We start from the raw sequence: 12,881 nt of genomic DNA, 5'->3' as shown, positions 1-12,881 counted from the left end.
GCATGGAAATTAAAGAAATATACGATACAATGGCTTATGGTCCAGCACCAGAAAGTGCAGATGAAGCCATTCACTTTTTGGAAAGTCATAAAAGAAAGTTCAAATTATTTATTAACGGAAAATGGGTTGCTCCCTCATCTGGAGAGTATTTTGACAGTATTAATCCTTCAAATAAGGAAAAATTGGCAAAAATTTCTGAAGCCAATGAAACTGATGTTAATAAGGCAGTAGCAGCTGCTAATAAAGCATTACCAGAATGGGTAAAGATTGGGTCGCATCAACGTGCCAGATATCTATATGCTTTAGCAAGACAAATCCAGAAACATTCTCGTCTTTTTGCGGTTTTAGAATCCATGGATAATGGAAAACCAATTAGAGAGACAAGAGATATTGATATTCCCATTGTTGCAAGACATTTTTATCACCATGCTGGTTGGGCACAATTAAGAGATTCAGAATTAAAAGACTATAAAGAACTTGGAGTAATTGGTCAGATTATTCCATGGAACTTTCCTTTAATGATGTTAGCTTGGAAAATAGCACCAGCAATTGCAATGGGAAATACTGTGGTTTTAAAGCCTGCAGAATCAACCTCATTAACAGCATTGCTTTTTGCAGAGATTTGTCAACAAATCGGTTTACCAAATGGTGTCGTAAATATTATAACAGGACACGGAAAAACAGGAGCAGATATTGTAAACCATAAAGATGTCAATAAAATCGCTTTTACAGGTTCAACAGAAGTTGGTAAAATTATAAGAAGAGCAACTGCAGGGACAGGAAAAAAATTATCTTTAGAGCTTGGTGGGAAATCGCCATTTATAGTTTTTGAAGATGCAGATTTAGACAGTGTCGTTGAAGGTATAGTCGATGCTATTTGGTTTAATCAAGGTCAAGTATGTTGTGCAGGTTCACGATTATTGGTACAAGAAAGTATTGCAGAAAAGTTATATAAAAAGATTAGAGCCAGAATGGAAACCCTAAGAATAGGGAATCCATTAGATAAAAGTATTGATATAGGCGCTATTGTAGATAAAGCACAGCTTAATACCATTACAAAAATGGTGAAATTAGGTGTTGATGAAGGCAATACCATAAATCAGCCATCTTGGTCATGCCCAAAAGACGGGTATTACTTTCCACCAACAATGTTCACTGGTGTTTCACCTTCTGCAACTATAGCACAAGAAGAAATCTTCGGTCCTGTTTTGGTCGCTATGACGTTCAGATCTCATAAAGAAGCTATAAAACTGGCCAATAATACCAGATATGGTTTGGCATGTAGTATTTGGACAGAAAATATTAATCTAGCTTTAGATGTTGCACCACAAATAAAGGCAGGTGTTGCATGGATTAATTGTACTAATGTGTTTGATGCAGCAGCTGGATTTGGAGGATATCGTGAATCTGGATTTGGTAGAGAAGGAGGAAAGGAAGGTTTAATGGAATATCTAAAACCAAAAATTGAAGAGTCTTTTACAGATCAACCAATTTCAATACCAAAGCATAAATCAAATGGAACTCTTAAAAAATCAGAGGCGAGCTTAGGAATAGATAGGACTACTAAAATGTACATTGGTGGCAAACAAGCCAGACCAGATGGAGGTTATAGTGAGGTTATTAACGATATCAATGGTAAATATATTGGCGAAGTTTCTAAAGGTAACCGTAAAGATATTAGAAATGCAGTAGAAGCTGCTCATTCTTGTAACAAGTGGACGAGTATGACAGGCCATGCAAGAGCGCAAGTATTGTATTATTTGGCAGAAAATTTGGCAATTCGTAGAGAAGAATTTGCGAGTAGAATTGTTCAAATGACCAATCAAAGTAAGGCTGACGGTTTAAAAGAAGTCGATTTGTCTATTGAAAGGATTTATACCTATGCAGCTTTAGCAGATAAGTATGATGGCCACGTACATCATACTATTCATAGAAATGTTACTTTGGCAATGCCAGAAGCTTTTGGAGTTATGGGAATTGTTTGTCCTGATGAATTTCCTTTATTAGGTTTTATTTCAACAGTAATTCCAGCAATTTCGATGGGTAACAATGTGGTGGTTGTACCTTCTGAAAAATCACCTTTTTCAGCAACTGATTTTTATCAAATTTTGGAAACATCAGATGTGCCAGGAAGCGCAATAAATATTGTCACAGGTCATAAAGATGAATTAGCTCAAGTTTTGGCAAAGCATGATGATGTAGATGCTATTTGGTATTTTGGTAGCAAAGAAGGTTGTAAAGCTATGGAATTATTATCAGCTGATAATATGAAACGAACATGGGTGAATTATGGCAAGTATAGAAACTGGTTAGATAAAGCACAAGGTGAAGGAAGCGAATTTCTTAAAAAGGCAAGTCAGATAAAAAACATTTGGATTCCTTATGGTGCTTAATTAATAAGTGTCCAATAACGATAAACAATTAATAATCAATAGAATATGAGTAGTATCCATTTAGAAGCCAAAGTTGGCGATATTGCAGAAACTGTGCTATTGCCAGGAGATCCTTTAAGAGCAAAGCATGTTGCAGAAACAATGTTAGATGATGCCGTTTGTTATAACAAAGTAAGAGGAATGCTCGGTTTTACTGGTTACTATAAGGGAAACAGAGTGTCTATTCAAGGTACAGGAATGGGAATGGGAAGTACTTCTATTTATGTGAATGAGCTCATTAGAACTTATAAAGTAAAAAATTTAATTAGAGTTGGTACTTGTGGCACTATACAAGAAGATATCGATCTAGGGCAGGTGCTTTTGGCAATGAGCGCCTCAGGTGATTGTGATGCCAACAGTTTATATTTTGATGGTATGAATTATGCAGCTACCGCAGATTTTGATTTATTATTAAAAGCATATAATGCCGCTAGAGATATGAATATCAAAACTTATCAAGGCTCAGTATTTAGTACGAATACGTTTTATGACAATAGAGATAATCGTTGGGAAAAGTGGAAAAAACACGGTATTCTTGGTGTAGAAATGGAATCACAAATTCTTTTTACTTTAGCCAAAAGATATGGAGTAAAGGCCCTTTCAATACTAACAGTAAGTGATAATATAATTACTGGAGAGGGAACGACTACCCTAGAAAGGGAGCAATCTTTCAATGATATGATGAAGATAGCTTTAGAACTGGCTTAGAAAACGATATATCCATTGTTAATACGATGAACTATCAGTACCTTTAGTTTTGGATAAATAGCTTCTTTGAGGCTATTTCAACTCCTGAAAAAGTTCCTATGCGCTCAACACCAATATCTGTGTATTTTCTAGCCGTTTCGTAATCGCCAATACCACCCGAAGCTTTTATTTTACAGTTTTTTCTAACTGTTTTTCTAATAATTTTAACAGCTGTTAGTGTGGCTCCGCTTTTAGTAAATCCAGTAGACGTTTTTACGAAATCTGCTCTGGCATCTAAGCAGATTTCAGAAGCTTTAACAATCCCGTTTTTCGACAGTTCACTTATCTCAATAATAACCTTTAAAGGTATTCTGCCAATAGCCGTTTTGACCTCTTTAATGTCTTTAAAAACCTCTACATAATTTTTACTTTTAAACACGCCAAGATTCATCACCATATCTATCTCATCCGCACCATCATTTATGGCTTGCTTCGCCTCAAATACTTTAGATTCTGTAGAATTGGCTCCAAGCGGAAATCCTACAACAGTGCTTATTTTTACTTTAGAATCTTTAAGTAATTGCCTTGCTAATGGCACATAGCAACTGTTGATACAAACAGAATAAAATTTATGTTTTTTGGCTTGATTGCAATGATCTATAATGTCACGTTCGGTGGCAGTTGCACTTAAAAGTGTGTGATCAATATATGCGTTTATGTTCATACTAAAGTAGGTGAATTATTCACTGATCCTTGATTTGAAGAAGGATTAGTGTGCTTTAACTAATGTAAATTTGGGAATTAATAGCAGTCCAAAGTTAGCAATTAAATCTAACATTCATAACCTTAATTGCTAAAGTTTTATTGTGTAAACTTAGAGTTTTAAAGGGTTTTTAACAAAAAAGCCTCTTAATCAGAGGCTTATTGTTCAATTTGTAGCGAATTTCATTCAACCGATTTAACAGTATAACCAGCTTTTCTAAGGAGTTTTATGACACCATTTTTTCCAGCAAGATGTGCTGCGCCAACACCAAAAAAAGTGGGCTGTTTCTCTGCGTGTTCTCCAATTTTATCAATCCACTTTTTGTTTCTGTTATCTAGCATTTTGTCTTTATGCTTAGTCGAAGTCAAGTTTTTATCTTCTTCCATCATGGTAATCATGCCTTCAATATCTTCATTACCATATAGTTTATTCAGTTTTTGAAACGATTCTTTATCATAGGCTAGATTGTCTTTTGCAGAGCGTAATAAATCTGTAGCTTGATCTTTATAAGGAATTTGGTCAAACACGTCAAGTTGCTCTTCAATAGTTTCTAATCCCAATACTTCTTCTTTTTGTTCGTGCGCAACTTTCATCAACGCTTCTTCGTAAGATTGTACTGGACAACCTAATAGTTTCGGATAAAACATTGCGGTTATAAAAAAGGGTTTAACGTTCGCTAATGCTTCAAGCGGCATTCCTATTTGTTCTTTTACAAATTTTGAAAGTGCCACATATTCCTCTTCACTTACTAGGTCTTTAATAGTTTTTCCATCTTTCATATAAATCCCTTTCATCATTGTCGATTGCATAGACGGATCGTCCATATCAATCTCTAAAACAAGAAGCTTTGTGTCATCTAAGGCTTTTTGTACGTCTGTACCTAAAGACGCATCACAGGTCATATGTATCGTTCCATAGAGATATGATGATTCTGTTAATCCATTTCCTGAAATTTCCCAAAGGAGTGATTTTTCGAGATCTTGAGCATGAAGCATTCCAAATCCCGTAAGGAATAATGCAATAGAGCATAGTAGTTTTTTCATAATAATCATTTAGATTTCTTGATAGGTATGAATATACGCTGAAAAGTTACAGATATCCTAAACTACAGCTTTTGCTTTTTTGAATTGCAAAATGCGTTCTTCGAAATTAACCGCATTTACCGGATTTACAATAGCCTCGAATAAATTCATCATAGCATCGGAATGTGTTTCTCTAGATTGCTTTAAAAGATTGAAATGCACAAAACCACACCATATAACTGCTTTTAAATGTGTTTTGTTTTCATTATACATACGCATTTCAACTTTTAATTGACTAGAGTCATGATAGAGGAGTTGTGATTCTATCACGACAGTTTCCATTAAGAATGCTGGCTTTAAATACGCAATTTGATTACTGCTAGATACCCAACTCACACCTTTAGTTTTCGCCATGTTGTAGATATCAATATCATAATGCTCTATTAATTGATCTTCACGATGATTCATAAAGTAATTAATATAACTTCCATTATTCAAATGATTAAAAGGATCACAATCTTGAAATCTGATTTTTGTTTTACTGCTGACAATTTTTGATAATTCCATCTAAGTGTTTTTTTTGATATATACCAAATGGTATATTATTGATTAAATTTTTTTAAGCTTTTAGTTCGTTATGAATCATTTGATCAATTTGGTTCATCGTATCTTTCATGTAAAATTCATCATCCATCGTATAGGTCATAAATATAGCACCTTGAATCATGGTGTCTAAACGTTTTGCATATTGCATGGCATTAATCTCTGTTGAGATTTCTCCAGCTTCAATTCCGTTTTCAATAATAGCAGCGACCTGATCTTGAATTTTTTCAATAACCATTTTTACGTTTTTGAGCAGAAGTGTGTTTTGGTTATTAGCATCTACACCAATATTCAATACTGGACAACCTCCTAATTTTTTACTGAAATCATAGTAATTACCATAAAAATCTGAAATTAAAAATAGCTTCTGGATAGGAGAATCACTTAATTCTAAATGACTTGAAATGTGTTTCATTAGGCGTTTCACCGTAAATTTAAAAGCTGAAATGGCCAACGCCTCTTTATTTTTAAAATTTCCGTAGATAGCACCTTTAGTTAAACCAGTAGCTTTAGTAATATCACTCATGCTTGTTGCTGCATAACCGTTTTTGTTAAAAATGGGAGCTACAGTCTCTAAAATAAATACTTTAGTAAGTTCTGCTTTTGTTTGCATAATGCAAATATATATAAAAAATATACCAATTGGTATATTTAAATGAAAATTATTCTCATATTACTTATTTATATTTATAAAAAAGTATGGGAAATAATTCTGTTCATATCGATAAAGATTATGATTTAACTTGTTTTGGATAAAGGATTTCCAGAGCTTCTTCATTCAGGAAAGGGAGTGCAATTATTTAAAGGAGACTCCTTCCTAACTTGGCGTGTCGATATTAATGAAGCCCTATTTAAAGATAGTCTAGCAAAATTGAAACGTTGTTGAAGCTCTAATTAATAATTATTTTTTTAGTTGCAATTCCTCTATCAGATTTAATCTTGAGAAAGTACATCCCGCTACTAACCTGATTTCTAATATCAATTTTAATGTCGTTAGAACTTTTAATACTATTAGTTTCATCGATAGTTAAGAGTTGTTTTCCGTTAATTGAATATAGGTTTATAGAAAAATCAGATCTTATAGATTCATTTAAAGATACAGTTAAAAGACCGTTACTAGGATTTGGATTAACACTCGCAATAAGGTCAAGATTAGTATTTTCAATAGAAAGAGCAGGATTATCTTGAATAAAAATTTTATAACCATCACAAGTACCAAGAATCATATCCAATAAACCGTCGCTATTGATGTCTATGTAATCATGATCGAAGGTAGATATATTCCATGGACTCATAGTAGCTCCATAAGGGTGTATTAGATTTCCGCTGTATAACCCATCATTTTCAAATATGATGAATCTTCTAAGTTCACCTGTTTCGCAAGGAGGAAGATCGGTATCAACACTTGAGAGGCCTAAATCTAAATCACCATCATTATCTAAGTCAACCATTTTAACATTACCTCCAAAGCCATCAGTTCTATTTGTAGGCATGTCATACAGAGTAGAATTCACATTTTGATCTATAGTAACACTTGTGATTTTATTGACATAATCTGGACCATCATCTACTAAGTAAAAGTCTAACATACCATTATTATCCAAATCACCAGCAGTAAACATATAAGGGTTTGGACCAGGAAGCCTTTGCCAATTAGTAAAAGTTGCATCACCATTATTGAATAATATAATAGTTCCTTTTGTATTAAAAGGTGCAATATTATTTAAACCTAGGTTCTTAATAATATCTAGGTCTGAGTCATTATCAACATCATGAAATTCGACTCCTGTTCCGAAGCTAGAGTTTCTTAAATCTCCCAATCGTGTAATTGTTTCATCTGTAAAATTTCCAGTACCATCATTAATTAATAAAACGTCTTTTGCATTACCAGAAGGGGCATAATTTATGAGGTATAAATCGTTGAAGTTGTTACCTGTTAAGTCGCCTCCCCAACCTGCGCAAAACTGTATGGGATTTACTGTTATAGTTGGTAATCTCGTACTAGATTCATCTTCAAATCCTTGCCAATCACCATTAATATCATTGCCTTGATTAATGAATAATTTTGGCTGGTCTTCAAACGTACTAATAACGAACAAATCTGGCCAATCATCATTATTTACATCCACACATATGACATCTCTAGAATCGGTAACATCTGATAAAAATTCTGGAGCATAAATATCAGTTTCATCTGTTAAAACACCATTTCTATTCATAAACAGTAAATCTGTCTTTGGACCAGGAGAAGAAAAAGGGGATTTTCTAACAACAACGAAATCCATAAATGAATCTCTATCAAAATCACCGATTGCTAAATCTTTTTCTTGATCATCAACGGCATTTATATCCGTATTTCCACTAACATTTGTAACGACGATCCGGGTGTCTGTTTCATCATCAAAATCTACCCATTGAGAATAGGTTTTCGTATATGCCAAAATTGTAAGAAGTAAACAGACGTATTTTATTTTCATTGTAGAAGGATTTAATATTTAAGCAAAAGTGGAGTCATTAAAAAAAATATAATGACTTAATATAAATACCCATAGTGAATTTTAAAAGTAGTGAATTTTATTTAGATTATAATTTGAATTAAAAACTAACACTTTGTTTTTCAATAGTTTTGATGTCGTTTATGCTTTAATTAAAATGATTTTTTTAACCTGTTAAAATAAAATTTTCGGACTATGACTTTTGTCATAATTCTCCTTATAATTTCATTCTAAATTTGCTTAAATATTAAATTTTAACAACATGAAAAAAGTAATTTTTGCACTAGTAATAACAGGTCTTTTCTCTTTAACAAGCGTTAATGCTCAAGAGACAAATTCTAATGATGATCCAACTTATAGTAAATGGCAAGCCCGTTTTAGAGTAATTGCTGTAGCACCTTCTCCAGATGATGATATTGATGGTGCCAATGTAGATATCTCTACAGCTTTTGTTCCTGAAGTAGACTTAACTTACTTTTTTAACAAAAACCTCGCAGCCGAATTAATTTTAGCAACAACAAAGCATGATGTTGAAATTGAAGGTGTAGCCGATTTAGGATCCGTTTGGTTATTACCTCCAACACTTAATCTACAATATCATTTCTATGCAGATGAATTTAAACCCTATGTTGGAGCAGGTATAAACTATACCATATTTTATGGAGAAGATGCTGGAGATTTAGATGACATTGAATATGAAAATTCAGTTGGATTTTCTCTGCAAGCTGGAATAGATTATAACTTGAATGACAAGTGGTTTTTAAACTTTGATGTCAAGAAGTTCTTCCTTAAAACGGATGTCATACCAAATAATGATTCATCCGGTATGGTCGAAGTGAATATAGATCCTTTAATGATTGGCTTAGGGGTTGGATTAAAGTTTTAATAAAAATTTCATTAATAGATTAAAGGGTCACAATATTGTGGCCTTTTTTTTGTTCAATTATTTTAGTATTAATGACTATGCATTTTCAACGCTCAATTCGCTATTTTCTCTCTGTATGATTTTCTGGACCCATTCAATAGCTTCACTTAAGTTGTCAAAGATGCCGAATGGACGGTCATAAAACTGACTTTCATATTTTGCACTTGCACGTGTTTTTTCATTTGAAGGAATAACAGCTATGGCAACCAAATTAGGTATTTTTTCAGCTTCTTTATAGACCAATGGATTTACAGAATAGGAAAACACGCGATTAGAAATGTAAGCCATGTTTTTTTCATTAAAATGTTCTTTGAGAATGATTTTAAACTCTTCAGTTTCCTCTTGATCGACTATAGCACCTTCTCTAACTTGTTTAATTAAAAAATCATCGAAAATAAATACTTCAGCATGACCAATATCGTAGTAGCGGAACATTCCCATAGGTAATAATGTTAGGTTAGGTTAATGAAATACAAAATTAGTGTTTATAACGGAAAAGCAACGCTCCTTTTATTTCTAAAATTCGCGTTGCTTTTCAACTAACCAACCACTTAAAAGACTGTTATATAATCATTTTGTTACAGCGATTATCATATTTCTTTTGAAACAAAACTCGCTTCGTTTCTAAAAACCAATTTATCATCAAAGGCGTCAAGAAGAATGATGCTATCCGTAGTTATTTTTCCTGATAATATTTCCTTACTTAAAGCATTTAAAACTTCTTTCTGTATGACTCGTTTCACTGGTCTTGCACCATATTCTGGATTAAAACCTTTTTCAGCTAAATAGGTTATAGCTTCTGGAGTAGCATCAAAAGTGATACCTTGTTTTAATAACATTTTTTGTAAGCCCTTTAATTGTAAGCCAACAATATCTTTAATATTAGATTTTGTTAAAGGCGTAAACATAATGATATCGTCAATTCGATTTAGAAACTCTGGACGTACACTTTGCTTCAACAAGCCGAGAACATCCACTTTTGCAGCTTCAATTGCTGAGTCTATATCCTTGGTTGCTTCAAAACGCTCTTGAATAATATCACTACCTAAATTTGAGGTCATAATGATAATAGTGTTTCTGAAATCGGCCACACGTCCTTTATTGTCTGTTAATCGACCTTCATCTAATACTTGTAATAAGATATTAAAAGTATCCTGATGTGCTTTTTCAATTTCATCAAGTAAAACAACAGAATAAGGCTTTCTTCTAACCGCTTCGGTTAATTGTCCGCCTTCTTCATAACCAATATATCCTGGAGGTGCTCCAACTAATCGACTCACACTATGACTTTCTTGATACTCGCTCATATCGATTCGCGTCATGGCATTTTCATCATCAAAGAGATATTCGGCTAAGGCTTTAGCTAACTCGGTTTTACCAACACCGGTTGTTCCCAAGAACAAGAAGGTGCCTACTGGTTTTTCCGGATTTTGCAATCCAGCTCTCGAACGTCTCACTGCATCACTCACAGCAGTAATGGCTTCCTCTTGACCAACGACACGTTTGTGTAATTCATCTTCTAATTTTAAGAGTTTCTCACGATCACTTTGTAGCATTTTGGTCACAGGAATCCCTGTCCATTTCGCAACTACTTCAGCGATATCTTCATAAGTAACTTCCTCTTTAATCAGCGAGCTTTCACTCTGATTATCTTGCAATTCTTTCTGAAACTTCTCAAGCTGTTCTTGAGCTTCTTTAATCTTTCCGTAGCGAATTTCAGCTACTTTTCCGTAGTCACCATCACGTTCAGCACGTTCGGCTTCGAGTTTATACTCTTCAATATTTGATTTGGCCATTTGAATATTATCAACAACCTCTTTTTCACTTTTCCATTTCGCATTAAGCTCGTTACGTTCTTCTTTAAGATTAGCTAAATCAGCACGCAGCGATTTAAGCTTTACTTCATCCTTTTCACGTTTAATCGCTTCAATCTCAATTTCGAGTTGCATAACCTTTCTGTCAAGCACATCTAATTCTTCTGGTTTCGAATTGATTTCCATACGCAATTTTGAAGCCGCTTCATCCATTAAATCAATAGCCTTATCTGGGAGAAAACGATTGGTAATATAGCGTTCTGATAATTCTACAGCACCAATAATCGCTTCATCTTTGATTCTAACTTTATGATGTGTTTCGTACTTTTCTTTAATACCTCTAAGAATAGAAATCGCACTTTCTGTATCTGGTTCATTCACCATTACTTTCTGGAATCGACGCTCTAAAGCTTTGTCTTTTTCAAAATACTTTTGGTATTCATCAAGTGTTGTTGCACCAATAGCTCGCAATTCGCCACGCGCTAAAGCTGGTTTTAGGATGTTTGCTGCATCCATAGCACCTTGTCCACCACCAGCGCCAACAAGTGTGTGGATTTCGTCGATAAATAATACGACATTACCTTCGCTAGAAGTGACTTCTTTAATAACGGCTTTCAGTCGCTCTTCAAATTCACCTTTAAACTTCGCTCCTGCAATAAGTGCACCCATATCGAGCGCATAAATTTGCTTATCGATTAAGTTTTCTGGAATGTCGCCATCTACAATTCTATGTGCTAAACCTTCAGCAATGGCAGTTTTGCCAGTTCCTGGTTCACCAACTAAAATAGGATTGTTTTTGGTACGACGTGACAATATTTGAAGAATTCGTCTAATTTCTTCATCACGACCAATAACAGGGTCTAGCTTTCCGTCTTTTGCTAATTGGTTTAAATTCTTCGCATATTTATTTAGCGAATTATAAGTCTCTTCCTGACTTTGAGATGTCACTCTGTCGCCTTTACGTAGCTCTTCAATAGCTGCGTTTAATCCTTTTTCGGTAACACCCTGGTCTTTTAGCATTTGAGCAATTTTACTCTTCGACTTGAAAATAGCGAGGATTAAATGTTCTACTGAAACGTAGTCATCATTCATTTTTTTAGCAATGATAGAGGCTTCGTTAAGCGCTTTACTTGCGTCACGAGAAATAGCTAAATCGCCTCCCGAAACTTTAGGAAAGCTCTCTAGCTGCTTATCTAACGCTAATTTTAGCATCTCGATATTAACGTTGAGTTTTTTTAGTAAAAAAGGCAGTACGTTTTCATCAACTTCAAAAATGGCTTTAATGATATGCTCATTCTCGATGTGCTGATGGCCTAAGCTTTGCGCGAGCTGTTGTGCTTGCTGAATCGCTTCTTGGGATTTTATAGTATAATTATTAAAGTTCATAGTTTATTTATAGTATTTTTAAACCTGTCATTCCGAATGAAATGAGGAACCTTATCTAGTTTTAGATTCTTCGTTGGCACTCTGAATGACAAGGTAAAGTTTAATATGACCTTGTCATTTACAAACACATTAAATCAATAACCTTACCAATTGAAAAAGGCTAAAACTAAACGACAAAATGGCTGATTTAGTGTGTATTAGCGTGACTTTTCGTCAGTTTGTAAGCTTAAAATAAAGATACGACTTATAAGTTGAAATAGATTCTGCGTCAAGCGTGGAAAAACAAAAAAGATAACTATGGGATTATTTAAAAATATATTCGGCTCGTCTGAGCCAAAAGAAGAAAAACTATTGCCTTGGCAAGCCTTAACTAATGTCTCACAATTGAGTGAGATAGAAAAGCTGTCGAAAACGAAAACACAAGTGGTTTTCAAACATTCGACACGTTGTGGTATTAGTAGTATGGTGATGAAGCAGTTTGTGAGTGCTTATGATGTTGATTCTAATCTAGACTTATACTATCTAGATTTATTGAACCATAGAGACGTCTCTAATGAAGTAGGTTATAAATTTCAAGTGATGCACCAATCACCACAATTGCTTATCATAAAAAACGGAACTACGGTTTCTCATGCGTCTCATAGTGCGATTAATGAGATTGATTTGGAGAGGTTTGTTTAAGCGCTTAAGATTTTTTTCAATATTTAGAATTAAAAACTCCCATAGTAATCACTTTGGGAGTTTTTAGTGTGAA

The 12,881-nt window shown here is 34.0% G+C and carries 11 protein-coding genes; 4 read left to right on the top strand and 7 right to left on the bottom strand.

Annotated elements, in window-relative coordinates; translation table 11 throughout:
• The first annotated feature begins 2 nt into the window (after nucleotides 1-2).
• On the top strand, nucleotides 3-2,393 hold the full coding sequence (locus V7719_RS07550; RefSeq protein ID WP_335729273.1) for an aldehyde dehydrogenase family protein: 2,391 nt from the start codon (nucleotides 3-5) through the stop codon (nucleotides 2,391-2,393).
• A gap of 45 nt (nucleotides 2,394-2,438) precedes the next feature.
• Nucleotides 2,439-3,140 carry a purine-nucleoside phosphorylase gene (deoD, locus tag V7719_RS07545; RefSeq protein WP_335729272.1) on the top strand — a complete coding sequence of 234 codons (702 nt, stop codon included), beginning with the start codon at nucleotides 2,439-2,441 and terminating at the stop codon, nucleotides 3,138-3,140.
• Between the two features lie 43 nt (nucleotides 3,141-3,183).
• Here deoD and deoC read toward each other — a convergent pair whose 3' ends face one another.
• The 5 genes from deoC to V7719_RS07520 all read right to left on the bottom strand — a co-directional run bounded on the left by deoC (nucleotide 3,184) and on the right by V7719_RS07520 (nucleotide 7,984).
• Nucleotides 3,184-3,843 (bottom strand): deoxyribose-phosphate aldolase, encoded by a 660-nt coding sequence (gene deoC / locus V7719_RS07540; RefSeq protein WP_335729271.1) that lies wholly within the window; start codon nucleotides 3,841-3,843, stop codon nucleotides 3,184-3,186.
• A 221-nt stretch (nucleotides 3,844-4,064) separates the two neighbouring features.
• Nucleotides 4,065-4,925, bottom strand: a complete 861-nt coding sequence (locus V7719_RS07535; protein WP_335729270.1) for a TraB/GumN family protein — start codon at nucleotides 4,923-4,925, stop codon at nucleotides 4,065-4,067.
• A 57-nt stretch (nucleotides 4,926-4,982) separates the two neighbouring features.
• Nucleotides 4,983-5,471 carry an acyl-CoA thioesterase gene (locus V7719_RS07530; RefSeq protein ID WP_335729269.1) on the bottom strand — a complete coding sequence of 163 codons (489 nt, stop codon included), beginning with the start codon at nucleotides 5,469-5,471 and terminating at the stop codon, nucleotides 4,983-4,985.
• Nucleotides 5,472-5,523: 52 nt separating this feature from the next.
• Nucleotides 5,524-6,120 (bottom strand): TetR/AcrR family transcriptional regulator, encoded by a 597-nt coding sequence (locus V7719_RS07525; protein ID WP_335729268.1) that lies wholly within the window; start codon nucleotides 6,118-6,120, stop codon nucleotides 5,524-5,526.
• 277 nt (nucleotides 6,121-6,397) lie between these two features.
• Nucleotides 6,398-7,984: a T9SS type A sorting domain-containing protein gene (locus tag V7719_RS07520; protein WP_335729267.1), complete on the bottom strand. Its 1,587-nt coding sequence runs from the start codon at nucleotides 7,982-7,984 to the stop codon at nucleotides 6,398-6,400.
• A gap of 280 nt (nucleotides 7,985-8,264) precedes the next feature.
• Between V7719_RS07520 and V7719_RS07515 the strand changes: the two genes are divergently transcribed.
• Nucleotides 8,265-8,888, top strand: coding sequence for an OmpW/AlkL family protein (locus V7719_RS07515; protein ID WP_335729266.1), 624 nt, complete (start codon nucleotides 8,265-8,267; stop codon nucleotides 8,886-8,888).
• Nucleotides 8,889-8,963: 75 nt separating this feature from the next.
• Here the strand turns inward: V7719_RS07515 and V7719_RS07510 are convergent, their stop codons facing one another.
• Together V7719_RS07510 and clpB are read right to left on the bottom strand one after the other, a co-directional pair.
• Entirely contained in the window at nucleotides 8,964-9,362 is a 399-nt protein-coding gene (locus V7719_RS07510) for a hypothetical protein (RefSeq protein WP_335729265.1), read from the bottom strand.
• Nucleotides 9,363-9,517: 155 nt separating this feature from the next.
• Complete coding sequence (gene clpB, locus V7719_RS07505; protein WP_335729264.1) at nucleotides 9,518-12,127, bottom strand: ATP-dependent chaperone ClpB; 2,610 nt, start codon at nucleotides 12,125-12,127, stop codon at nucleotides 9,518-9,520.
• Between the two features lie 297 nt (nucleotides 12,128-12,424).
• Between clpB and ytxJ the strand changes: the two genes are divergently transcribed.
• On the top strand, nucleotides 12,425-12,808 hold the full coding sequence (gene ytxJ / locus V7719_RS07500; RefSeq protein ID WP_335729263.1) for a bacillithiol system redox-active protein YtxJ: 384 nt from the start codon (nucleotides 12,425-12,427) through the stop codon (nucleotides 12,806-12,808).
• Nucleotides 12,809-12,881 lie beyond the last annotated feature (73 nt).

The organism is Psychroserpens sp. (genome assembly GCF_036960315.1).
Classification (GTDB): Bacteria; Bacteroidota; Bacteroidia; order Flavobacteriales; family Flavobacteriaceae; genus Psychroserpens.
The sequence above is the reverse complement of the archived record's forward strand: the minus strand, read 5'-3'. Positions and strand labels throughout refer to the sequence as shown.